The sequence below is a fragment of the Nocardia sp. NPDC055321 genome (assembly GCF_053645575.1).
Genome location: NZ_JBSHMS010000002.1, coordinates 415,287 through 439,325, shown reverse-complemented (window position 1 = coordinate 439,325; position 24,039 = coordinate 415,287). Strand labels below are relative to the sequence as shown.

Below are 24,039 nucleotides of genomic sequence, written 5' to 3'. Positions count from 1 at the left end.
CGAATCCGACCGGAACGAGGATTCGGGTGCGACGGGGAACGGACGTGACGAGCGCGCCGCGGCGGGTGCGGCACGGCCCGGCGGCCCGGCGGACGCCGCGTCGTTCGGCGGCGCGGCGGCCGAGCCGGGCGCGGTGCTCTACGAATCCCCGGCGCCGCTCGCCGCGGATCTGCGGTCGGTGGACGATCGCGACAAGCCCAGTCGCACCGACACTCTCACCGCCCAGCTGTGCGATCTCATCGGCGGACCGGTCGGCGACCACGCGGTCATCGGCCGGGTGCGGTTCTGGACGCCCATGCGGGTGCTGTTCGCGTTCACGCTGGTCTTCCTGGCGCTGAGCTGGTTCGGGAAGGCGGCCTGTATCCAGCAGGCGCCGGACGAGAACGGCGTGCTCGGCCTGGACTGGAACAACGGCCGCCAGTACGTGGCCATGTGCTACTCGGACACGGTGCCGCTGTACGGCGCCGAACGCCTGGATCAGGGCGCGTTCCCGTACAAGAAGCAGTGGATGGACTTCGGCGGCGACGGCATGCCCCAGGTCCGGTACATGGAATACCCGGTGGTCTCGGGCCTGTACCAGTACGCGGCCATGGGAATCGCCAAGGCGTGGAAGCAGTCTCCGCTGCCGGGCGCGCTCGAGGTGGTCATCTATTTCAACGTCGTCGCCTTCGGGCTCGCCATCGCGTGGCTGGTGACCATCTGGGCATCGGCGCAGCTGGCGGGCCGGCGGGTGTGGGACGTGGCGCTGATGGCGCTCTCACCGCTGATCCTGGTGCACGCGTTCACCAATTTCGACACCCTCGCAACGGCTTTCGCGGCCGGCGGCCTGCTGGCCTGGGCGCGGCGGCGGCCCGTGCTCGCGGGTGTGCTGCTCGGCCTGGGCGGGGCGGCCAAACTGTATCCGCTGCTGCTGCTCGGCCCGATCCTGGTGCTGTGCCTGCGCACCGCGCGATTCGGCGACGACGACGATCCGCTGTGGGGCGGGCTGCGCCCGCTGCGCGCGGCCGGGGCGGCCATCGCGGCGGCCGCGATCACCTGGCTCACCGTGAACGCGCCCATCGCCGTGCTGTACCCCAAGGGCTGGTGGGAGTTCTTCCGGCTCAACACCGAACGCCACGCGGACCCCGACTCCATCTACAACGTGATCGGCTCCTTCACCGGCTGGACCGGTTTCGACGGCGTGCTCGGCGCGCGCGAGACGCCGTCGGTGCTGAACGCGGTGTCGCTGGTGCTGTTCCTGGCCGTGTGCGCGGGCATCGGGTGGATAGCGCTGACCGCCGCGCGGCGACCGCGCCTGGCGCAGTTGGCCTTTCTGGTCGTGGCGGCGTTCCTGCTCACCAACAAGGTGTGGAGCCCGCAGTATTCACTGTGGCTGATCCCGCTCGCGGTGCTGGCGCTGCCGCACCGCCGGGTGCTGCTGGCCTGGATGACGATCGACGCCCTGGTCTGGGCGCCGCGCATGTACTACTACCTGGGCACCGACAAGAAGGGCCTGCCCGAACAGTGGTTCACGGGCACCGTCGCGATCCGCGATGTCGCCGTGGTCATCCTGTGCGCCCTGGTGATTCGCCAGATCTACCGGCCGGAAGAGGACCCGGTGCGCCGGGACGGGGTGGACGATCCCATCGGCGGGGTGTTGAACCACGCGCCCGATCCCGATCGGCCCCGCCTGCCAGCGCTGCTGCGGCCGCGCGCGGCGGCGCCGGCGACTTAGCGGGTATCCACTCGGCCGAGGGCCGCGCGCGGTGGTCGACTGCTCACGACCCACGCTGCCCGGAATGGGGTATCGCGGGGCCCGCTTCCCCCTTCAAACATCAAGACCCCGCGCTCCTTTCGAGCGCGGGGTCTTTGTCTGTTTCCGGTCGGGCTTACCAACCGGGCCCGGTCAGCCCAGGAACCGGGCCAGCTGCGGAACCGCCTCGCCCGGATGCTTGGCCTGGAAACCCTCGCCGAGGGCCTCCATCTTCCAGTCGACGCCGTTGCCGTTGCGGTACACCTTGGCCATGACCATCGCGGTGAACGGCATGCCGCCGGCCAGGGTGTAGCGCGCCAGTTCGGCGTTGTTGCCGCCGTCGATCAAGCGGCAGAACGCGTTCGCCACCTGTTCGAAGGTGTGGCCCTTGTACGAGGTGACCACGAACAGCAGGGAGTTGACCTGGGAGGGGATGCGGGTGAGGTCGACCAGGATGACCTCGTCGTCGCCCGCGCCCTCGCCGGTGAGGTTGTCGCCCTGGTGGCGCACCGAGCCGTCCTTGGAGGCGAGGCTGCCGTAGTAGACGACGTCGACCGGCGCGGTGTCGGAGAACAGCACCACCGAGGCGTCGAGATCGATGTCCACGGCGCGGTTTCCGAAGATCCCGCCGCGCTTGACCGGATCCCAGCCCAGGCCCATCTTCACGTAGGTCAGCGCCGCGCCGCCCTCCTTGCGGAGGTTGACGCTCTGGCCCTTGACCAGGCTCACCGCGTGATCGCGCGGCAGGTCCTTGGACATCGAGGGCGCCTGCGCGGGGGGCGGCGGTGGGGCGTAGCCCCCGCCCTGCGGCGGCGGGTAGCCCCCGGCCGGCGCGAATTGCTCTGTGGGCGGCGGATATCCACCGGCCTGGCCGTACTGGCCCGCAGGCGGCGGGTAGCCGCCGGACTGCCCGTACTGATCGGCGGGCGGCGGGTATCCACCGGTCGGGGCGTAGTCCTGCGGGGCCGCGGGCTGCTGCGGCGCGTTCACCTGGACGCCGTGATCGGTGACCAGCGCGGCGAATCCGCCCGCGTAGCCCTGCCCGACCGCGCGGACCTTCCACGCGCCCTGGCGCCGGTACACCTCGAGCGCGATGACGATGGATTCGGTGTTCAGGCCCTCGACCCGGTACTCGAACAGCGGGTTCCCGGCGGTGTCCGAGACCAGGGCGACCGGGGCCGTGATCCGGCCGAAGTTGTTGCCCGGATCGTCCAGGGTGATGACCGCGCGAATCTGGTCGATGTCCGCGGGTACGGCGGCCAGCGAGATCACCAGGGCCGCGGGTTGCCCGCCCGGGCCGGGCTGCAGGTTCACCCCGGGGCCGGTCGGCTGGTTGAAGAAGACGAAATCGGCGTCCGAACGGACCTTCCCGCTTTCGGTGACCAGCAGTGCGGAGAGGTCCGCGGGTGCGGCGATCTGTACGCTGATCACCACGTCGTTCGTATTCAAAGGGCCGTTCTGGCCCTTCACCAAAGCTGCAGACAAGGTCGACCCTTCGCTTGCCGGTGCTGTCGGTGCCACTCTACGAGAAATCGGGCACCCCAGCCGCCGACATGATCGGTTAGGGTTGCTGCACAGTTCTAGTACGGGGCATGGATGGCACAGCTTTTCGAGAAGTCAAAGAAGGTGATCGAGGCCCATCTCGCCGGGACAAGCATCCGGGCGATTTCGGGGTCCATGGTCGCCTATGAAGGCAATGTCCAGTTCAAGAGCGCCGGGTTCGGCGGCGGCGACGGCATTCTGGCCGGAATGAAGCGCCGCGCGACCGGCGAGCAACTCTCGCTCATGGAATGCACCGGCAACGGCCGGGTCTTCTTCGCGGTCAACGGTCAGCACGTCACCGTGGTGGATCTCAACAACGAGACGCTGCAGGTGGAGTCGCAGCAGTTGCTGGCGTTCGCCGGCAATCTGCGCACCGACGTGTCCTTCGCGGGACTACGCGGCGCGTCGACCGGCGCCGGCCTGTTCACCACCAAGGTGAGCGGGGTCGGGCAGGTGGCGCTGCTGTCCGCGGGCGGGCCGCTCATCCACCTGGAAGTGTCGCCGCAGTATCCGCTCGTGGTGGATCCGGACGCGTTCGTCGCGGCCCGCGGCAACCTGAATCAGTCGTTCGTGACCGATGTTTCGTGGCGCGGCGTCATGGGACAGGGCAGCGGCGAGGCGTTCTCGCTGCGCTGGGACGGGCAGGGACTGGTCTTGATCCAGCCTGCCGAGCGGTGAGGGGAACGCCATGTTCGAACAGGTGAACGCGAAGGTCGTCAAGGTCAACGTGGGCCAGGCCGGCGGCGTGGTCGCACGCACCGGGTCGATGCTCTTCTACACCGGTGACGTGTCCTTCTCCCCGCATCAGGTGCCCGGCGCCAGCGGCATGGGCGGGCTCGGCGGTATCGCGGGCATGGCCGGTCGCATGATGGCCGGCGAGCACGAGCGCACCATGCTCGCGCAGGGTCACGGCGAGGTGCACTACGGCTTCGCGGGTCTCGAGACCCAGGTCGTGCACATGCAGCCGGGCGCGGTGCTGCGGGTGGAAGCCTCACGGCTGCTCGCCAATTCGGCGTCGCTGCAGACCTCGATCGTGTCGGTGGCCAGTTCCGGCGGCTCCGGCGGCGGCGGTGGGCGCGGCGGCGGCCTGATGGGCGCGATCCGCGGCGCGGCGGCCGGGGTGCTCACCGGCGCGGGCATGTTCACGACGCAGATCTCCGGTCAGGGCAGCGCGGTGCTGCTCGGGCACGGCGGCTTCATCGAATTGCCCGTGGGCGGGCAGTATCCGGTGGTCGTCGATCCGCAGGCGTTCGTGGCGGCCTACGGCAATGTGCAGACCGAGTTGAAGTCGGCGCTGAGCTGGCGCGACGCGGTCGGCAAGGGGTCCGGCGAGGCCATGCAGCTGCACTGCGTCGGCCAGGGCGTGGTGTACGTGCAGGCGTCCGAGCAGAAGTTGTGAGGTTGCAAGAGCCATGAGCCAGATCCTGAACCCGATGAATCTCGGTGACAGCAACAATATTCCGGGCAACAGCTACGCGTACTCCATCGATCTGCGCAAGCCGTGGTTCATGCGCCGGGGCGCGATGATCGCGTACTACGGGCAGATGGAGTTCCGGGCGCTCACGCACGGGCTGCAGGGCGGGCTGCTGCACATGGTGTCGCAGCAGTTCTCGGCGCCGCTGTTCACCAGTGACTACGTGGTGGCCGAGGGTCAGGGCAAGCTGATCATCGGCGACCGCGGCTACGACATCAACTCCTACGACCTCGACAACGGCAACCTCACGGTTCGTGCCGCGAATTTGCTGGCGTTCGAACCGGAGCTGTCGCTGAACCAGTCGATCGTGCCCGGGTTCCTCACCCTGATCGGCACCGGCAAGTTCCTCGCCTCCTCCAACGGGCCGGTCATGTTCGCCGAACCGCCGCTGCGGGTGGATCCGGAATCGCTGGTCGGCTGGGCGGATTGCCCGTCTCCGAGCCACCACTACGACCAGCGCTGGGTGTCCAGTTTCCTGGCCGCGGGTGCGGCGCGATTCGGCGTGAATTCCGGCGAGGAGCGGCAGTTCGACTTCACCGGCGCGGGGACCGTGCTGATCCAGTCGAGCGAGAAGGTCATGGACGACACGCATCTGGTGCGATCCATCGAGGGTCAGCTGCAGAGCGGTGTCACCCCCGGCGGGCTGCAGCAGATCCAGAGCACGATCATGCAGCAGCTCGGACAGCAGCAGGGGTACTGAGCACCCCCGTCCGATAGGGCACGCCAGATGTTTGCTGCCATTGCGCCGGTCCGTCACTCGCGCATGGCAGTATCGGTCTCGTGAGCGACGGAGAGGTCGATCCCGGGCAGGCGCACGAACAGTATCTGCGTGCCTTCCGGCACTCGGCCGTGTCCCGCGCCCAGCTGGAGGACCTGCTCGACGCGGTGAACGCCTTCCTCGACTCGATCACCCCCGGCGAGGGCGAGTACGTGCCCGAGGGCGGCTGGGCTCCGGAGTCCACGGCCATGGCCTTCCAGATCGGCCGGGCCGTGGAACAGGTGCTGAGCGAGCGCGAGGAAGCCGAGAGAGAGCTGGTGCACCGCCGCGACATTCGCGATCGGCTGGTGGTGGCGCTGGACGCGGTGCTCGACTGCCTGCGCACCCTGCCCACCCTCGCCGAATCGGAGATCGCGCTGGGCACCACCGCGGTGAACGAGGGCTTCCAGGTGTTCGACGACGGCAGCGTGCGCACCACGGTGGCGCAGGAGATCGACGCGGACCTGGGGGCGCTGGAACATCGGCGCGCCGAGCTCGACGATCAGATGACCGCCGCCGTCGCGCGGCGCACCGGATTGATCGACGACACCGCCGATCTGGTCCGGGACCGGTTGGGGGTCGCCGACGTGGGCATACCGTGGGTGATCCTGGAGGCGACCCGCGGCGGGCTGGACGTCTCCGAACCCTTCGAGTTCGCCGCGCACCACCTGCCCGATTGCGAGTTGCGGGATCTGATGGTGCAGCTGGTGACCGATATCGAATTGGCCCGGTCGCTGGAAGACGATCTGGCGCCCGACCGGGCGGACTAGCTCCCGGGACGGATGCGGGATGCCGGGCCGGCCAACCGGATATCGGCCGAAACGACCATCCCGGACGAGGCCGGGTGCGAGTCTGGCTGCAGTGGATTCGAACCGTCCCCGCGGAGGGAGAATTCGGTGAAGAAGCTCATCAACGATCCGGCCGAGGTGGTCGACGCGGCCCTGGCGGGGATGGCCGCGGCGCATCCGGAACTGCGGGTCGACGCGAAGGCGCGGGTGGTGGTGCGCGCCGACGCGCCGGTGCCGGGCAAGGTCGGGCTGGTGTCCGGCGGCGGTTCCGGGCACGAACCGCTGCACGCCGGATTCGTCGGGCCGGGCATGCTCGACGCCGCCTGCGCCGGGGAGATCTTCACCTCGCCCGTCCCCGATCAGATTCTGACGGCCACCGCCGCGGTCGACGGCGGCGCGGGGGTGCTGCACATCGTCAAGAACTACACCGGCGACGTCATGAACTTCGAGATGGCGGCCGAACTGGCGGCCGCCGAGACCGGCATCGAGGTGCTGGCCGTGGTGGTCAACGACGATGTGGCGGTGCAGGACAGCCTCTACACCGCCGGGCGGCGCGGGGTGGGCGCGACGGTCGTGCTGGAGAAGATCGCCGGGGCGGCGGCCGAGCAGCGACGCACACTCGCCGAGGTGGCCGGAATCGCGACGCGGGTCAGCGCGGATTCGCGCAGCATGGGCGTGGCGCTGACCTCGTGCACGGTTCCGGCGGTCGGGCGGCCGACCTTCGAGCTCGGCGACGACGAGATGGAACTGGGGATCGGCATCCACGGCGAGCCGGGGCGGCAGCGGCTGCCACTGGCCCCCGCGCGCGAGGTCGCCGGGCTACTGGTGGAACCGCTGCTGGCGGATCTGCCCTTCCGGCGCGGGGATCGGGTGCTGTGCCTGCTCAACGGCATGGGCGGGACGCCGCTGCTGGAGCTGTACCTCATGTTCGACGAGGTGTCGCGCATCCTGCGCGGGCACGGCATCGAGATCGCGCGCTCGCTGGTCGGCCCGTACATCACCTCCCTGGACATGGCGGGCTGCTCGGTCACGCTGACCCGGCTCGACGACGAACTGACGGCGCTGTGGGACTACCCCGTCCGCACCCCCGCGCTGCGCTGGGGCATGTGATGGCGGTCGACGCGGCGGCCTGGGTGCGCGAGTTCGCCCGCCTGGTCCTGGCGCACGAGGCGGAACTGACCGACCTCGACGCCGCGATCGGGGACGCCGACCACGGCACGAATCTGCGGCGCGGGCTGGAGGCCGTGGTGGCCGGTCTCGATGAGGCCACCCCCGACTCCGCCGCCGGGGTGTACAAGCAGACGGCCCTGACCCTGATCCGCACGGTGGGCGGGGCCGCCGGGCCGCTGTACGGGACCTTCTTCCTGCGCCTGGGGTCGGCGGTGGCGGACGGCGAATCCACTCACCCTGCAACGGGTTCCGGCGCGATCGGCAACGGCCCCTCCGGTTCCGGCGGCGGCCCGGACGCCATCGCGTCCGACCCGGCCGGGTCGGACGCCGCCGGGTTCGCACGGGCGTTCCGGGCCGGGGTCGACGGGGTGATCGCGCGGGGGAAGGCCCAGGCCGGCGACAAGACCATGCTCGACGCGCTGCTGCCGGCCGCCGCGGCACTGGACGAGCAGGCCGAGGCGGGATCGACCGAGGCCGAGGCGCTGACGGCGGCGACCGTGGCGGCCGAATCGGGCTGCGCGGCAACAATTCCCCTGGTCGCGCGCAAGGGGCGGGCTTCCTATCTGGGGGAACGCAGTGCGGGACATCAGGATCCGGGCGCGACGAGCGCGGCCCTGCTGGTGCGGGCGGCTCGTGGAGCGCTGCGATGATCGGGCTGGTCGTGGTCTCGCACAGTCGCCCGCTGGCCCGGGCCGCGGTGGATCTGGCGGTCGACCTGCTTCCCGCCCAGTCGATTCGGATCGAGATGGCGGCGGGCTCGTACGAGAACGAACTGGGCACCGACGCCGAGTCGGTCGCCCAGGCCATCGCGGCCGCCGACTCCGGCGACGGCGTACTGGTGCTGATGGACCTCGGCAGCGCGGTCCTGTCCGCCGATACGGCCGTGGAACTCCTCGACTCCCCCGTCCGGGTCCGGCTTTCCGCCGCACCCCTGGTCGAGGGCCTGGTCGCGGCCCTGGCCGAGGCCGGCGGCGGCGCGTCCCTGGAGGAGGTGGCGTACGCGGCCGAACACGCCCTCGACGCCAAACGCGTTCAGCTCGCGAACAACACCGGCTCCGCGGATCCCCGAGACGCCACCCAGGCACCCGCCGCCACCCACGAATCGAGCGTCACCACGATGCAGTCGCAAGCCGCGGCGGTCTTCCCGGTCACCGGCGCCCACGGCCTGCACGCCCGCCCCGCAGCCGAACTGGTTGCCGCCCTGCGCGATCTGAACGCCGAGGTGCGCCTGCACAACGCCACCACCGGCGCGGGCCCGGTCCCCGCCACCAGCCTGACCCAGCTCCTGACCCTGGACGTCCGCCGTGGCCACCACCTGGCCGTGACCGCCACCGGCCCCGACGCCGCCGTCGCCGTCCACCGCGTCCGCGAGGTCGCCACCCGCGACTAGCCGCGCGGGATGCCGGCCCGGTCCGATCGGTCGACCACCGGGCCGTGGTGTTCCCGCGCCGCCATCGGCGTTCGTTCGTGACGGCACCGCGGAGTCGGCACAACGCGGTGGGAACAATTCGCGGAACCGGGCGGCGCTTCGGCAGCGCCCGGCCCTGAGCGGCTGAGCATCAATCGACCGGACTCGCCCCCGATGTACAGGGACCGTTCGCGTCACCCGTGCAGCCCGGATGGAGATGGCTGCCGCTCGTCGCCCAATCCAGGATCGCGCTGCCGAGATCTAGTCCCTGACTTCCCGAGGAACTGCCGCTGTCGGCGCTCGCACTGCTCGCCGGTCCCGCCAGGACCGTGCCGATCACCGCACCCGCCAGGATGATTCCGCTGATTCCACGTCGCATGCTTGCCTCCGAAGATTGCGATCCGTTGCGCGGGAGGCTAGCCGGGAAAAACAGTGAAATGCAGGCGATTCAAACAATCCGTGCGCCCCGAAAAGCGGGGGCTACCACGATGTCCCGACCCTCGACGTCCGCCGGGTCACCACCCGGCCGTGACCGCCACCGGCCCCGACGCCGCCGTCCACCGCGTCCGCGAGATCGCCACCCGCGACCAGCGCCGCGAATGCGCCCGCAGGTTTGCGGCGCTGGAGAATACCGCATCCGGCCCGGACGTGACCGGCCACGCGGGCCGCTGTAAGCGAACGCGCCGGGCGCCACGCGCGGTGACCTACAACGCCTTTCGCGGGGCGGCGGGTGGGGGGAGGATCGGGGTATGAGCTTGGAGCAGAAGGCCGCGACATTTCTCGAACTTCACAAGCCGGGGGACCCGGCGATCCTGCCGACGGTGTGGGACGCCTGGTCGGCGAAACTCGTGCAGGAGGCCGGATTCAAGGGGCTGACGGTCGGCAGCCACCCGCTGGCGGACTCGCTGGGGAAGCCGGACCAGGAGGGTATGAGCTTCGGGGACGTGACCGCGCGGATCCGGGAGATCACCGCCGCGGTCGAGCTGCCGGTGTCGGTGGACATCGAGTCCGGGTACGGGCTGAAGGCGGACGAACTCGTCGAGGGGCTGCTGGGGGCGGGGGCGATCGGGCTCAACATCGAGGACACCGTCCACGGGGAGGGCGGGCGGCTGCGCTCGCCGCAGGAACACGCCGACCTGGTGGCCGAACTCCGGCGGGCCGCCGAGGCCGCGGGGGTGCACCTGGTCATCAACGCCCGCACCGATGTATTCATGCGACCCGACACCGGCACCCCGGACGAGCGGTTCGCCGCCGCGATCGAGCGGATGACCCTCGCCGCCGCCGCGGGCGCCGACGTGCTGTACCCGGTCGGCTTCCACGAGCCCGACGTGCAGCGCCGCCTGTGCGCGGAACTGCCGCTGCCGGTCAACGCGATCGGCATGCCGGACAAGGGCGATCGCGCGCACTTCGCCGAATTGGGTGTGGCCCGGGTCAGTTTCGGGCCGTTCCTGCAGCGGTCGCTGACCGCGGCGGCCACGAGCCTGCTCGAGCGCTGGGGCTGATCGACCCGGCACGCCGCGCCGGGCTCATCGCCACGGCGGTGTCTCGCTGCCCCGGGGCTTCCGCCACCGCCCCGGGGTTCACCATCGACGCCGGGCTTGTCCACTGACGCGGGTTCCCGCCGGGCCGGGGCGGGTAGCCGCGAACCGGTCGGATGACCGACGATGGGTGCATGTCGCTCAGCACCGCCGAAGCCGATCTGTTCGAGAGCAGCCGGGGCCGCCTGGAGGCGATCGCCTACCGGCTGCTCGGGTCGGCCGGTGACGCCGAGGACGCGGTGCAGGACACCTATCTGCGCTGGCACGCGGCCGATCGGAGCTGGATCGAGACGCCCGAGGCGTGGCTGACCAAGGTGCTCACCAACATCTGCCTCAATCAGCTCACCTCGGCGCGGGCCCGGCGCGAAACTTACGTGGGGCAGTGGCTGCCCGAGCCCGTGCTGGCCGGGGACCGCATGCTCGGTCCCGCCGACACCGCCGAACAGCGCGAGTCGGTGTCGCTGGCGATGCTCGCGGTCATGGAACGGCTCTCCCCCAACGAGCGCGTGGTGTACGTGCTGCGCGAAGCGTTCGGGTATTCGCACCGCGAGATCTCCGAGCTGCTGGACCTGACCGAATCCAATTGCCAGCAGCTCTATCGGCGCGCCAAGCAGCACGCGGCCTCCGAACGCGCCCGCACCGAGGTCGACGCCGGCGCGGCTCGCCGGGTGATCGAGGAGTTCCTCGCGGCGGCCCTGAGCGGCGACACCGAGCCGCTCGTGCGGCTGCTCGCCGCGGACGCGGTCAGCATCGCGGACGGCGGCAGCAAGGTCGCCGCGCGCCGCACCCCGGTGCTCGGCGCGGCCGCCGTCGCGCGCTACGTGAGCCACCTGTTCCGGCCCACCGCCGCCAAACGCGCCTACGCCGGGGACACCCCGTACTTCTACGCCGTGGTGGTCAACGGCGCCCCGGCGGTGCTGGTCGAGGTCGACGGCCGGGTCTACGGGCTGATCAGCCTGGAGACGAACGGCGCCGAGGTGACCGGCCTGCAAATCCAGGTCAACCCGGACAAACTCGGCCGCGTGGCGCGGCAGTGGGCCGCCGCCGACGCCCGCCCGGCCGCCGTCGGGAAGTGGTGACTCAGGTCACATAAGAAGGTTGTCAGGGATCCCGGGGCTGTCCGGTTCAGGAGGTGAGCACAACAGCGAAGGAGCTCACCATGAAGCACCGCATCGTCGTCCTGGGCGCCGGATACGCCGGAGCCATCACCGCCGGCCGCCTGGCCAAGCGCCTGCATCGCGACGACGTCGAGATCACCCTGGTCAACGCCGACGCCGACTTCGTGGAACGGGTGCGCATGCACCAGCTCGCCACCGGCCAGGAACTGCGAAACCGCCCGCTGCGCACGATCTTCGAGGGCACCGGCGTGCACGTGCGTCAGGCCCGGGTCACCGCGGTCGACGCCGAACGCAAGACCGTCGCCGTCACCGATGAGCGGGGCGGGGCGACCCTGGACTACGACACCCTGGTCTACGCCCTCGGCAGCGCCGTCGCCGACTTCGGCGTCCCCGGCGTGGCGGAGTACGCCCACAACGTGGCCGGAAAGCACGCGGCGCTGCGGGTTCGGGACCGCCTGGCCGAGCTGGGCGCGGGCGCGCGGGTGCTGATCGTCGGCGGCGGGCTGACCGCCATCGAGGCCGCCACCGAAATCGCCGAGGCTCGGCCGGATCTCGCGGTCGCCATGGTCGCGCGCGGCGGCGTCGGCGACTGGCTGGACGAGAAGGCCCAGCGGCACCTGCGCACCGCGTTCGACCGGTTCGGCATCACCCTGCACGAGAGTGTCGCCGTCACCGCGGTACAGGCGGACGGGGTCACCACCGGCGCCGGCGGCCACCTCCCCGCCGAGATGACCATCTGGACAGCGGGTTTCGCCGTACACCCGATCGCGGCCGCCACCACCCTCGAGGTGTCCGCGAGCGGGCAGATCGTCGTCGACGGCACCATGCGCTCGGTGTCGCACCCGGACGTGTACGCGGTCGGGGATGCCGCGCGCGCCATCGCGATCGGCGGCAAGCCGCTCCGGATGGGTTGCGCCACGGCCTCACCCATGGCCTGGCAGGGCGCGGACGCGCTCGCCGCGCGACTGACCGGGCGCCCGGTGCCCGAGGCGCCGATCGGCTACCGCAGCCAGTGCATCAGCCTGGGCCGCCGCGATGCCGTCGTGCAGGAGGTGACGCCGGAGGACGAGCCGAAGACCAAGGTGGTCACGGGCCGCATGGGCGCGCGGATCAAGGAACTGATCTGCACGGGCGCGGCGTGGAGCGTGCGGCATCCCACCCTGATGGCGCCGAGCCGCCGCCGGCGGATCGTGGTCACCGCCGCAGCGCCCGCACCGGCCGCCGGGTGATGCGGGCAGAGTCGAATGTCACAGTGCGGCGGCGACTTTCCGACGGTCGCCGCCGGCACACGCGTTGCCCGACCGTCGAACCCGGCCGGGTTGCCCGGACCGCATCGCGCATTTGTTCGCTCCCGACGCGGAAGACGGTCGCCGAGGAGTGGGTGAGCGCCGACGGGTCGAGTCCGGATGGACGGTGCCCGGTACGGCCCGCACACGACCGGGACGGCACGGGCGCGATGCCGATCATGCACGCGGAGAGAGCAGATCGATACCGGGCGTTCCGTGCTCGGCTGCGCCGGACGCCGAGATCACCTGTCGCTCAGGCGGCCTCGGGCGCTGCCGCCAGGAACCAGTCCAGGATCTCCTCGCCCGCGCGGATGCCGGCGGCGCGGGTGACGGTCAGGTTCGGGTGGGTGAACTCGAGCAGTTCGAGTTCGCCGTGGCGGGGGCGGATGGCCGAGTCGGCCGAGCGCAGCATTTCCGCGTCCAGTGCGCCGTCACCGGCGGCCAGGGTCAGCGCGCCCGGATCCAGTTCGCCCGAATCGATCAGGCGGCGGCGCACTTCGGCGACCGCGCGGCTCTTGCAGACCGCGATCGGCATGCTGTAGATCTTGCGGCCCTGCTGGGAGGCGGACCAGCCGCGCGGCCGGCACCAGGCGTCCCAGTCGGCCAGGAAGTCCGCGGGCAGGGTGGCCACGTCCACCACCAGGTAGTTGAACAGGTGATCGGCGACCCGGAACTTCTTGACGAAGGAATCCGAGATCCGGGACCGCAGTTCGGCGTTGACCTGCGAGAGGGTGGCGCTGGTGGCGCGCACCTCGGCGTCGATGTCTATCCGCCAGCGCATGTCGGGGATGCCGTTGTGCAGGATGTTGCCCCCGTTGGTGGTGATGGCGTAGCGCCAGGGGGCGCCGGGTAGTCGAATCCGGTTGAACTGCTTGATGGTTCGCGTGGTGGTCGGGATCAGCGCGGCCGGGGTGGTCAGCGAGCGCATGCGGTCGGCGGCATCGAGGGTCATGAAGGACAGCGGTGCGCCCTCCAGATGCTCCACGCAGACCGTGCTCAGCTCGGGTTCCGCGCCGAAAGCGTTGCGCGAGTAGATCATGGTGCGATCGAGATCGGTCGCGATGAGCGTGCTTCTACGCACCGGGTGTCTTCGGTCCGCCATTGCTACTTCTTCACATCCTTGATCAAGCCCATACAGGCGTAGGCCAGGTCCGGAACCACCTCGACGGGAACGTCGCGGGCGGCGGCGAGCATCCGGATGTGCGCGTGCTCGGGCGCGTCGGCCTCGCGCACCAGCACCCGCCACGGTACCCGGCGCAGCAGCACCCGGGTCGTCTCGCCCACACCGGGTTTCACGAAATTCACGCTGGCGACGCCGTACGCCGCGCGCACCTGTTCCACCGACGCCCAGCCCGCCCAGGTCGGGGTGCGGTCGGCGGCGCGCAGGTCGGCCACGTGCCCGGCGACGCGCGGCGCGACCGTGTCGAAGGCCGCGGTGACCGCGTCCAGCAGCTTGCCGGACACGTCGTCGCCGGCGAGTTCGGCGTAGAACTTCGCACCGTGGAAATCGCCGGGGCCGATCAGGGTGTCGTTGAGCACGGTGCGTGAAACCAGGCCCGAGACAGTGGAATTGAGGCAGGCCGAGGCGATGAGGAAATCATCGCGGGTGCCGTAGGTGCGCACGCACGCGCCGGGATCGGCGAGCACCGCCAGGTCGGGGTTGAAGCGCGCGCCGCCCGCGGCGGCGTAGGCGTCCAGGGCGTCGGCCAGCTCGTGGGTGATCGCGCCCTTGCCGGTCCAGCCGTCCACGAACACGATGTCGGACGGATCATGGTGCGCGGCCAGGTAATCCAGCGCCACGGCGTCGATACCGCGATCGCGCACGATCGACACCGCGTAGTGCGGCACGTCCAGGCTCGGCGACCGCCGCGCCAGCCAGCGCCGCATGAGCACGCCGATCGGCGTACCCGCGCGGGCCAGCGACACCAGGACGACGTTCTCCCCGCGTTCGGCGATCACCAGCTCGGCGACGGTCGCCACCGCGAGGGCCAGCCGCTCCGCGCTCTCGGCCAGCACCTTGTCGAACAGTTCGCGGTAGGCCGCGTCGGGCTGATACTCCACGGGCAGCGATTCCGCGTAGTGCGCCTCACCCGCCTGGATCCGGCTCTCCCGTTCGGCCACATCGGCTTCCAGGTTCACCGCGGACAGATCCTTGAGCAGCCAGGTGACCTCGTCCGGTGCGTAGGACCCGAACTCGGGCCCGCGCAACGGCTCGGGCAGGGTGCGGGCGGCCTGCGGGGTGGGGTCGGGATCCGGTGCTGTCATGAGGTGCTGTCTATTCTCCGGTCGGCGAATCGAATTCGGGTGCGATCGACGCGGTGCGGGCGGCGGCGAGGGCGCGCGGATCGGCGGCGGGCAGCACCGCGACCACGACATCCGCGCCCGAGGCGGTCAGCACGTCGATCAGGCCGCCGGCGGAGTACAGGCGGTCGGTGTCGCCCGGTTCGTCGACCACGACCAGCAGGATCGGGTCGGCCGCGGTGGGTTCGGGCCACCGCGCGTTGTAGACGAAGCGCGGCACGTCGTCGGGTTCGGGCGCGGTGAAGCGGAAGCCGCGGCGCAGCGGGTAGCCGGGCTCGTCCAGCACGTACGCCGGGGAGCGGGTGGTGGTCTGGTAGCGGGTGGGCACGCCGCTGTCGGCGAGCGCGGCCGCCAGGCGCAGCGGCAGGTACATGAACTCCTCGTGCCCGAGCACGATGACCGGGCGCGGGCTGCCGCCCCGCTCGGGGTCCACGCTCGCCCACGCGAGGGCGTCGAGTTCCCGCCAGAGGATGTCGGCGGTCGTGGCCAGCGCGGCGTCGAACGCGGGCGTGTCCGCATCGAGGATGCCGTGCCGTCCCCCTTCGGGAACATCGGCGGGCCACGGCAATTCGATGCGGGCGACGTGACCGGGCATCTCGGCGACCGGGTTCAGCTCCGGCGCGGGCAGCGCGGCCACCGACTCCACCAGACGGTCGGGCAACAGGGTCTCCCCCGACGCGAGACAGACGGTGTCGATTCGCGCGCCGAGGTCGGCGGCGGCCTTCTCGAAGGCGATCCTGTCATCCGCGGTGCGCATGTCCACCAGCGAGGCCAGCACGTAGTGCGTGCGCGGGGTGAACTCGTGCAGCGAGCGGATCGCGTCCAGGGCGGTCGCGCCGGTGGAGATCTCGTCGTCCACCAGCACCATGGGCAGGCTGTTCAGGAAGATCTCGGCGGGCGCGGGCTGCAGCAGGTGCGAGGTGGCGTGCGAGTGCCCCTCCTCGAATCCGGTGAGCGTCCGCGCGGTGGGGACGTCGCGCCGGGTGGAGTGCAGGTAGCAGGCCGCGCCGATGCGGGCGGCGACGCCGTGGCCGAGGCCGGTCGCGGTCTCGGCGAAGCCCAGCACGACGGCGGGGATCGGGGTCGAATCGAGCTGTGCGGCAGCCGCATCCGCGGCCCCGGTCGCGGCGAGCACCTTGAGCACCAGGTCACCCAGGCTGTTCGCGGCGGCGATCACGCGATGCGGATCGGTGGGCAGGTGCTTGCCGAGCACCGTGGAGATCAGCAGGTGGGCCCGGCGCGGATTGTTGTGTCTGAGACCGGGTTCGATGAGATCCGGGACCAGCCAGTCGACGGCGTCCGGGGTCGCGTCGGCGGGCGCGGCGCTCGCACCGTGCCGCACGCCGAGCCCGAGTTCGCGGGTGGCCCAGGGCAGTTCGCCGATGGTCTCGCTCGTTTCGGTCACGAGGCCACCAGCGCCTTGAGCAGATCCACGAAGGACACTCCCTTGCTGGTCACACCGAATACCCGTGCGCGCAGCAGGGTTTGGTGCGCCCAGCTGCGATGCGGGCGCATCTCGTTCATCTTGTTGCGGTACTCCGAGGCGGCCACGCCGCCGCCGTCCTCGCGCAGGATGTCCAGGGCGTCGGAGTACTCCTCGTGCGTCACCACCGACAGCGCGTGCACCACGGCCACGTGCGAGGGGTGGATGACGGTCTTGCCCTGGATGCCGTTGGCGCGATCGAGCGCGATCTCGCGCAGCAGTCCGTCCAGATCTCGGCTGACCAGGTACTGCCGGAAGGGCACCGCGTCGTGCTCGAGGAACGGCGAGGTGCGCAGCTGCGGGCGGAACATGCGCTCGTGATCGGCGAAGTACTCCCACACCGGCCCGGTGATGGTGAATCCGGTGCCGTCGGTGCGGCCCAGGTAGTTCACGATGTCGGCGATGACGTCGGCGACCACGCGCACGTCGTAGATGGTCAGGTCGCGGTCGCGCCGGATGCCGAACGTCGAGCACATGTCGGTGGCCCCGATGCGCACCGCCAGCACCTGATCACGCCGGTCGGTCAGCAGGTCCTGGATGCGGTGCAGTTCACTGTCGCGGGTCTGGCGGTGCACCAGCGCGGGGGATTCCAGCACGGGCATGCCGAACAGGGTGTGGCCCAGCCGCTGCGAGGCCGCGGCGAGCGCGTCCAGGTAGCGGCCGCCGCTGCCGCTGTCGAACTTGGGGAAGACGAAACCGGTGAGCACCCGCGCGCCCGTGCCGAGCCGGTCCACGATCTCGCCGATCGACTCGGCGTCGCGCACGCGCACGAACAGCAGCGGATACATGTCGGTGCCGGCGCCGAGCTCGTTGAGCGTCGCCGCGGCCTGGCCCTTGGCGAACTCGACCTCGTGATCGGCGACCGCGTCCTCGAGGTCGATGACCATCGAGCAGACCCCGCCCTCGGCGCGCCGCACGATGGTGGCGGTCAGATCGGCGCGGGTGGCGGGCACGTACAGGGTCGCGCCCAGCGCCATGGCCAGGGTGTCGCGGTCGGGGCGATCACCGAAGGGCTCGGGCAGGCGATGGAACAGCAGGCGTAACTCGGGTCCGGGGACCTGCCGGAAGTGCCGCATCGGCTGCCGCTTGTGCAGTGAGACGGGGACGACTTCCGGATAGGTGGTGATAGTCGCGGTCATCGTGCCCCGTTCCTCCTTCTGGTCGGTCGGTCTATTTCTCGGTGTTTCTCATGCGATCCACCACCCCGGCGATGAACGCGGTGATGGCTTCCAACTCGGTTACGTATGCCCAGTAATCGGGATGCCGACCCACCAGACCGGAGGACACCCGTTCCAACCGGTCGGACTGGGCATCCAGCACCGACCCCCACTCGGCGACCAGACCCTGGTTCACCGCCAGCATCTGCGCGTCGCGCAGTTTGAACCGTACGGCCTTGGCCTGGTCCCGCGGGTTCGCGCGGACCTCCCGCAACAGCGCGAGCCGGTCGGTGACGGCGTCGGTCTGTTCCTCTGCGGAGGCGAGATGTCCGCGAGCGGATGTGGTCAGATCAAGTGTTTGCTCCGGGTCGTCCTGCTGCAACGCGGCCCGTGCCCGGGTCAGTTCCGCGGCTGCGGCTTCGATCTCTCGGTGGGCTTCCCGTTCATTGTTGGCCAAATCCGCCGAACTCGCAGCGTTGAACTCCCGGAGCAGGGCGGACAGGGCGGGCGGCAGGCGCTCCAGCCGGTGCCGCGCGGCCGCCAGCCGGGTGCCCGCCGACGCCAGCGCGGTGGTCGCCGAATGCTGTTTGCCCGGTGCGTCTTCCAGTGCCCTTGACAGCTCCCTGGTCCGCCCCTCGAGGTTGCTCGCGGCCTCGCGCACCACCCCCGCGCCGGCACCGGCCACCGCGGCCTCGAGTGTGACGAGACCCTCATCCACAGCCCGCGCGCATTGCCGCACGGAGGGGTATCCCGCGTACGCGGACGCGTCGGCCGCCTGGCGCGCGCCGACCGCCGCAGCACGCACCTGGGCAACCAGCTGCGGCACCGTCCCGTACACCGCCACCGCGTGCTCGAGATGGGCCTGCTCGCCCCGATAGAACTCGTCCACCCCGCGCGCGGCGTCGCCCAGGCGCCGGATCGAGGCGTCGATCTCCTGCTGCGGCACCGTCCCGCCCGCGCGTTCGGCCTGGTCCAGCCGCTCGGTCAGGGCCAGATAGACCCCGGCCGCGTCATAGCAGCGCGCCCGGATCGGCTCCCAGCGCGCACTCATCCCGCGTTCGGGGAAGACCTGCGCCGACGCGGCCACGGCCGCCTCGGCGATGCTCTGCCTGCGGTCCATGTCCAGGAAGGCCGCCGTGAGCGTCTGCCTGGCCTGCTGCACCCATTCGTCGTTGCGGGCTGATCTCTGCCCTCCGAACCATCCCCGCCTACGGCCTGCCACGCCCCGATGGTAGGCAACTGTTCACATCGGCGGCGAGTATGACGATCAACGCGGGTGACATGTCGCGAGACAGGGTTGTGCCGGGGGATGTCCTCGCCTTGTTCCTGCACAACACCACCGGAAACCACTAGGGTCTAGCTAGCGGACCCGGCAATTCGGACATGCCGCGATACGACAACGCTAAAACGCTTTCCAACGGAAGGGATCCCGCATGGGTGTCAGTTTGTCCAAGGGCGGAAATGTCTCGCTGACCAAGCAGGCGCCGAACCTGACCGCCGTGTCGGTCGGCCTCGGCTGGGATCTGCGGACCACCACCGGGACCGACTTCGACCTGGATGCGAGCGCCATCGCGACCGGCGCCGACAAGAAGGTCGTGTCCGACAAGCACTTCGTCTTCTTCAACAACCTCTCCTCCCCCGAGGGCGCCATCGTGCACGCCGGCGACAACCGCACCGGTGAGGGCGAGGGCGACGACGAGGTCATCAACATCGACCTCGCCGCGACGCCGCCGACCATCGAGTCGATCTTCTTCCCCGTCTCCATCTACGAGGCGGACCAGCGCAGCCAGAGCTTCGGCCAGGTCCGCAACGCCTACATCCGCGTCGTCGACCGCGCCAACGGCACCGAGCTCGCCCGCTACGACCTGAGCGAGGACGCCTCGACCGAGACCGCCATGGTCTTCGGCGAGCTGTACCGCAACGGCGCCGAGTGGAAGTTCCGCGCCATCGGCCAGGGCTACGCCTCCGGCCTGGCCGGAATCGCCCGCGACTACGGCGTCACCGTCTGAGGCGAATAATCCGTCGCGCCAGGGGGGCTCGGGCGCATGAGCCTCCCGCGTGCGAGCATTCAGCGGTGTGCGGCCAAGCGCCCGCTCAGTAAAATCAGCTCCACCCGAACGCATCCGGCTCACGAAAGGCCCACTCCAGTGTTGCGTATTTTCGGCCTCTCCATCGTCATAACGGTGCTCTCCCTCGTGGTGGCATTCGTGTATGGCGGACCGACAGCACTGGCACTGTGCGCCATCCTGGGCATCCTCGAGGTGTCGCTGTCGTTCGACAACGCGGTCATCAACGCCACCGTCCTGCAACGGATGAGCGAGTTCTGGCAGAAGATCTTCCTTACCATCGGCGTCCTGATCGCCGTCTTCGGTATGCGCCTGGTCTTCCCGCTCGCCATCGTGTGGATCACCGCGGGCCTGAACCCCAAGGAAGCCCTCGACCTGGCACTCAACGTGCCCACCGACGGCAGCCCCACCTACGAATCCCTGCTCACCGCGGCGCATCCGCAGATCGCCTCCTTCGGCGGCGCGTTCCTGCTGATGCTGTTCCTGAACTTCATCCTCGAAGAGCGTGAGATCACCTGGCTCGGCTGGCTCGAGCGCCCGCTGGCCAAGCTCGGCAAGCTCGACATGCTCGCCGTCGTGCTGACCCTGGTCACCATCCTGCTCACCGCCGAATACATCGCCGACGACGCCCACCGCTCCACCGTGTTGTTCGCCGGCGTGCTCGGCCTGGTCGTCTACGTCGTCGTCGACGGCCTCGGTTCGATGTTCCACACCGAGGAACTGGCCGAGGAAGCCGAAGAAGCGGCCGCGAAGGCCGGCGGGCCTTCGGAATTGGCGAAGGCCACCGGTAAGGCCGGCTTCTTCCTGTTCCTCTACCTCGAGGTCCTGGACGCGTCCTTCTCCTTCGACGGCGTCATCGGCGCCTTCGCCATCACCTCGGACCCGATCATCATCGCCCTGGGCCTCGGCCTCATCGGCGCCATGTTCGTGCGTTCCATCACCGTGTACCTGGTCCGCAAGGGCACCCTCGCGGAGTACGTGTACCTCGAGCACGGCGCGCACTGGGCCATCGGCGCCCTGGCCGCCATCCTGTTCATCTCGATCGGCGTGCACGTCAACGAGTTGATCACCGGTCTGATCGGCATCGCCTTCATCGGCGCGGCCTTCGTCACCAGCGTCATGCGCAATCGCCGCGAGGACGGCGACGAGGTGGACGCGGTGAACGACAAGGAAGTCACCCCGGTCGGCTGACCCGCACCACCGCTCGCCCCGCGCCCGTCACGCGAATTCGCGTGACGGGCGCGGTCGTTCACGCGCCACCGCGGCCGACGTCAGAGCATGCGCCGGGGCAACCGCATGTGCTTGGCCCGGCGCACCGAGATCCGCGACCACACCGCCTGCTGGAAAGCCAGGGTCGCCCAGCCCGCGAGCGCCATGCCCGCGACGTTCAGCAGCAACTGGGCCACACTGCCCCAGATCGTCGAACCGTCACCGAAGGCCACACCCAGGGCGATGTTGCCTGCCGCCGGCACCGTGGTGACCGAGATGAAAACCCCGGCCAATCCCAGGGATTTGGCCGAGGTGATGGCCAGCACCCCGGCCGCGCCCGCGATCACCCCGACGATGAACGACCACTTGTCCGGGGTGTAGATGAACGCGGTGCCCGGCCGCGGCCCGACCACATCCTCGAGCGTCACCCACCCCAGGCCCCGCGCCATCAGCGCCAGCACGATGGTCAGGCCGATCGCGACGACGAAACCGGCGACCAGGGTGCGAATCGCCAACTGCAGCAGCACGAAACGCCTGCGTACCAGCGCGACCCCCAGCGCCGCGATGGGACCGAACTCCGGGCCGAGCACCATCGCCCCGACCACCAGGATCTGCGAATCCACGATGATGGCGATACTCGCGATCACCGTCGCCAGGGTCAGAAAACTCAGGAACGTCCAGTTCAACTCGGTCTCGTCGTAGGCGCGCTGGGTCACCTGCGCCCACACCACGGCATCGGAGGAACTGCCCGGCGTACGGATCTCGGCCTCGAAACCGCTGCGCGACAACCAGGTATCGACATTCTCGAGTTCGATACTGCCGACCTGATGCACCCCGAGCACCCGGAGGCGCTCGACCACGTCGTTGGCGGCCTCCCTGGCGATCTGCGCCATGACCAGATCGCCCTGCGGCCGCAGAGCGGCCCCGCGCAGCAGCACGAGACCGCTCACCGCCTCATCGCACTCCAGCGCCGCGAGGACATCGTCGGTCAGCGCGGCGGGCGCCATCACTCGTAGGTGCAACATCAGCACAGTGTGCCGCGCACCGACCGCGGACGCCGTGCATCGGCGAGCGGGCGCACCCGATGTCGGGCCCGGAAACCGGGAAGATCAGAACGCGGCTGGAGCGAGCACCCGGGGCTCCGCCTCGGCGACCCGGCCCCGAACACCCAGCGGCCCACGCTCTTTCGCCCACACGAACATGAAGAAGAACACCACCAGCAGCGCCGCCCGGCCCCAGACGCCGAACTGCACCACGTTCTCCATCATGTCCGCCGACCGCCCCGAACCCAGCGCGTAGAAGTACCGGAACACCCCGACGCCGATCGCCGCGTCCGCGAGCAGATACCCGGCGATCAACGACCACGGCACCTCCAGCAGCACCAGGAACGGAATCAGCCACAGCGTGTACTGCGGCGAATGCACCTTGTGCAGCAACAGGAATCCGCACAGCATGGCGCCGCTGACACCGACCCACGGATACCAGCCGTTGAGCAGATACCGCTTCCAGCCCAGCCACGCCGCCAGCGCGAACGCCGCCAGCACCAGCAGCGGCGAGGCCACCGACACCACGTCCTGGAACGTCGCCTCGGCATCGGCGGCGCTGCCGAACAGCGGCCGCAAACCCCAGTACCAGATGGAATTGGTGGTGATATCGGCCTGCCGCAACTGCTGGAAGGTGATCGAGGCCCGCCAGCCCTCGTACCCGCCCACCGCGAACGGCAGATTCACCGCCACCACCGTCGCCACCGCCGCACCCGCCACCGCGAACGCGCCCCGCACATCGAAAGGCCGTGGGGCGCGCGGATTCTCCCCCGCGGCCGGCTCGCCCACCAGCACGTACAGCAGCAGCGGCAGCACGAAGATCCCCGGATACAGCTTCAGGCAGAAGCCGATTCCCAGCAGCACCGCCGCGATCACGCCGCGGGTGCGCAGCGAATACCGGGTCAGGGTCGCGACCACGTACACCGCCGCCACCGCCGTGCACACCACCGGCAGCTCCCAGTTGTGGAAGGCGTACAGCACCAGCGGCGGCCCGGCCGCCCACAGCAGCGCCGCGCGCCCGGCCAGGCGCACCAGCAGATACGCGGTCAGCAGCGCGAACGGCGCCAGCAGCAGCGCAGAAGTGCGCAGGAACGCGGCATCGTCGTCGGCACCGAGCGCGCCGAGCCACATGAACAGCCCGCTCAGCACCGGATACTCCACCGCGCCGCCGGTGAGCACGCCGTCCGGGGTGATACCGCCGCTCAGATACGGGAACACGTGCAGATCGATGTCGCGGCCCAGCCACAGGAACTGGATGTCGGAGTAGCAGACATCCGAATCCTTGACGCTGTCGAAAATGGTGCTGCGGCCCGCGCCGTCGAAAGGCGCCGCCGCGCACCGGGCCTTGTTGAGGTAACCGAGCAGCAGGGTCAGCGCACAGGCGAACAGCGTCCACAGCACCGCGGGCGCGCCCACCGCACCGGCGCGACGCGCGGCGACCGGCTCACCGGCGACGGGTCGGTTCGACATGGCCACCACCCTAGGCGGCACACGCCGGTCGCGACCGGGTGAAGTTCGGCGGGAACCCGATTTCGCAGCTCAGATCCCCCTCATGTAACCTTGCCGGGTTGCTGACGCAACGAACCCTCCTGCCACGGAACGTCCGTGGCCGTTTACAGTCCACAGGAGGTGATGAGGTCCGTGCGTCATTATGAAGTGATGGTTATTCTCGATCCGAGTCAGGACGAGCGCACCGTAGGCCCGAACCTGAACACCATGCTCGGCGTGGTTGGTACAGAGGGCGGCAAGGTCGACAACGTCGACATCTGGGGCAAGCGCCGTCTCGCCTACGAGATCAACAAGCAGGCCGAGGGAATTTACGCCGTCGTCAAGCTGACCGCCGAACCGGCCACCGTGAGCGAGCTCGATCGCCAGCTGGGCCTGAACGAGTCGGTGCTGCGCACCAAGGTGCTGCGGCTCGGCAAGAAGTAGGTCCTGTCCTCCCGCATGTGCGCTCGTAAACCGTC

The 24,039-nt window shown here is 70.0% G+C and carries 22 protein-coding genes; 14 read left to right on the top strand and 8 right to left on the bottom strand.

Annotated elements, in window-relative coordinates; genetic code table 11:
* The first annotated feature begins 133 nt into the window (after positions 1–133).
* Entirely contained in the window at positions 134–1,714 is a 1,581-nt protein-coding gene (locus tag ACWIGI_RS04550; protein ID WP_454201030.1) for a glycosyltransferase family 87 protein, read from the top strand.
* Between the two features lie 171 nt (positions 1,715–1,885).
* Here the strand turns inward: ACWIGI_RS04550 and ACWIGI_RS04545 are convergent, their stop codons facing one another.
* The gene (locus ACWIGI_RS04545; RefSeq protein ID WP_454200943.1) at positions 1,886–3,217 is read right to left on the bottom strand and encodes a TerD family protein; all 1,332 of its coding nucleotides are present in this window, start codon (positions 3,215–3,217) and stop codon (positions 1,886–1,888) included.
* Between the two features lie 111 nt (positions 3,218–3,328).
* Here ACWIGI_RS04545 and ACWIGI_RS04540 point away from each other — a divergent pair, with 111 nt between their 5' ends.
* From ACWIGI_RS04540 to ACWIGI_RS04495, 10 genes are all read left to right on the top strand, one after another.
* Positions 3,329–3,952, top strand: coding sequence for an AIM24 family protein (locus ACWIGI_RS04540; protein WP_354984930.1), 624 nt, complete (start codon positions 3,329–3,331; stop codon positions 3,950–3,952).
* A 10-nt stretch (positions 3,953–3,962) separates the two neighbouring features.
* Positions 3,963–4,673, top strand: a complete 711-nt coding sequence (locus ACWIGI_RS04535) for an AIM24 family protein (RefSeq protein WP_454200942.1) — start codon at positions 3,963–3,965, stop codon at positions 4,671–4,673.
* 13 nt (positions 4,674–4,686) lie between these two features.
* A complete protein-coding gene (locus ACWIGI_RS04530; protein WP_454200941.1) occupies positions 4,687–5,448 on the top strand; it encodes an AIM24 family protein in 762 nt (253 codons plus the stop codon).
* A gap of 80 nt (positions 5,449–5,528) precedes the next feature.
* Positions 5,529–6,275: a hypothetical protein gene (locus ACWIGI_RS04525; RefSeq protein WP_454200940.1), complete on the top strand. Its 747-nt coding sequence runs from the start codon at positions 5,529–5,531 to the stop codon at positions 6,273–6,275.
* Positions 6,276–6,401: 126 nt separating this feature from the next.
* Positions 6,402–7,403 carry a dihydroxyacetone kinase subunit DhaK gene (dhaK, locus tag ACWIGI_RS04520; RefSeq protein WP_454200939.1) on the top strand — a complete coding sequence of 334 codons (1,002 nt, stop codon included), beginning with the start codon at positions 6,402–6,404 and terminating at the stop codon, positions 7,401–7,403.
* Positions 7,403–8,113: a DAK2 domain-containing protein gene (locus tag ACWIGI_RS04515; RefSeq protein ID WP_454200938.1), complete on the top strand. Its 711-nt coding sequence runs from the start codon at positions 7,403–7,405 to the stop codon at positions 8,111–8,113. Before dhaK ends, ACWIGI_RS04515 begins: the two co-directional genes overlap by 1 nt.
* On the top strand, positions 8,110–8,853 hold the full coding sequence (dhaM, locus tag ACWIGI_RS04510; protein WP_454200937.1) for a dihydroxyacetone kinase phosphoryl donor subunit DhaM: 744 nt from the start codon (positions 8,110–8,112) through the stop codon (positions 8,851–8,853). The genes ACWIGI_RS04515 and dhaM overlap by 4 nt, the downstream gene beginning before the upstream one ends.
* 767 nt (positions 8,854–9,620) lie before the next feature.
* Entirely contained in the window at positions 9,621–10,373 is a 753-nt protein-coding gene (locus ACWIGI_RS04505; RefSeq protein ID WP_454200936.1) for an isocitrate lyase/PEP mutase family protein, read from the top strand.
* 170 nt (positions 10,374–10,543) lie between these two features.
* A complete protein-coding gene (gene sigJ, locus ACWIGI_RS04500) occupies positions 10,544–11,488 on the top strand; it encodes an RNA polymerase sigma factor SigJ (protein WP_454200935.1) in 945 nt (314 codons plus the stop codon).
* Between the two features lie 80 nt (positions 11,489–11,568).
* Entirely contained in the window at positions 11,569–12,756 is a 1,188-nt protein-coding gene (locus ACWIGI_RS04495; protein ID WP_454200934.1) for an NAD(P)/FAD-dependent oxidoreductase, read from the top strand.
* A 310-nt stretch (positions 12,757–13,066) separates the two neighbouring features.
* On the opposite strand, the gene ACWIGI_RS04490 is transcribed toward ACWIGI_RS04495, so the two are convergent.
* The 5 genes from ACWIGI_RS04490 to ACWIGI_RS04470 form a co-directional block, all read right to left on the bottom strand.
* Positions 13,067–13,915 (bottom strand): HAD family hydrolase, encoded by an 849-nt coding sequence (locus ACWIGI_RS04490; RefSeq protein WP_454200933.1) that lies wholly within the window; start codon positions 13,913–13,915, stop codon positions 13,067–13,069.
* 2 nt (positions 13,916–13,917) lie between these two features.
* Positions 13,918–15,033: a cysteine protease StiP family protein gene (locus ACWIGI_RS04485; protein ID WP_454201029.1), complete on the bottom strand. Its 1,116-nt coding sequence runs from the start codon at positions 15,031–15,033 to the stop codon at positions 13,918–13,920.
* Between the two features lie 55 nt (positions 15,034–15,088).
* Positions 15,089–16,519, bottom strand: a complete 1,431-nt coding sequence (locus ACWIGI_RS04480; RefSeq protein WP_454200932.1) for a phosphoribosyltransferase family protein — start codon at positions 16,517–16,519, stop codon at positions 15,089–15,091.
* On the bottom strand, positions 16,516–17,673 hold the full coding sequence (locus tag ACWIGI_RS04475) for an HpcH/HpaI aldolase/citrate lyase family protein (protein ID WP_454201028.1): 1,158 nt from the start codon (positions 17,671–17,673) through the stop codon (positions 16,516–16,518). The genes ACWIGI_RS04480 and ACWIGI_RS04475 overlap by 4 nt, the downstream gene beginning before the upstream one ends.
* 94 nt (positions 17,674–17,767) lie before the next feature.
* Complete coding sequence (locus tag ACWIGI_RS04470; RefSeq protein WP_454200931.1) at positions 17,768–18,916, bottom strand: hypothetical protein; 1,149 nt, start codon at positions 18,914–18,916, stop codon at positions 17,768–17,770.
* Between the two features lie 271 nt (positions 18,917–19,187).
* Between ACWIGI_RS04470 and ACWIGI_RS04465 the strand changes: the two genes are divergently transcribed.
* Both ACWIGI_RS04465 and ACWIGI_RS04460 read left to right on the top strand, forming a co-directional pair.
* A complete protein-coding gene (locus tag ACWIGI_RS04465; RefSeq protein WP_354984943.1) occupies positions 19,188–19,763 on the top strand; it encodes a TerD family protein in 576 nt (191 codons plus the stop codon).
* Between the two features lie 138 nt (positions 19,764–19,901).
* Positions 19,902–21,011 (top strand): DUF475 domain-containing protein, encoded by a 1,110-nt coding sequence (locus tag ACWIGI_RS04460; protein WP_454200930.1) that lies wholly within the window; start codon positions 19,902–19,904, stop codon positions 21,009–21,011.
* 80 nt (positions 21,012–21,091) lie between these two features.
* On the opposite strand, the gene ACWIGI_RS04455 is transcribed toward ACWIGI_RS04460, so the two are convergent.
* Both ACWIGI_RS04455 and ACWIGI_RS04450 read right to left on the bottom strand, forming a co-directional pair.
* Positions 21,092–22,054, bottom strand: a complete 963-nt coding sequence (locus tag ACWIGI_RS04455; RefSeq protein ID WP_454200929.1) for a DUF389 domain-containing protein — start codon at positions 22,052–22,054, stop codon at positions 21,092–21,094.
* Positions 22,055–22,138: 84 nt separating this feature from the next.
* A complete protein-coding gene (locus ACWIGI_RS04450) occupies positions 22,139–23,542 on the bottom strand; it encodes a hypothetical protein (RefSeq protein ID WP_454200928.1) in 1,404 nt (467 codons plus the stop codon).
* Positions 23,543–23,713: 171 nt separating this feature from the next.
* On the opposite strand from ACWIGI_RS04450, the gene rpsF reads away from it, so the two are divergent.
* Complete coding sequence (gene rpsF, locus ACWIGI_RS04445; protein WP_454200927.1) at positions 23,714–24,004, top strand: 30S ribosomal protein S6; 291 nt, start codon at positions 23,714–23,716, stop codon at positions 24,002–24,004.
* Positions 24,005–24,039: the final 35 nt, after the last annotated feature.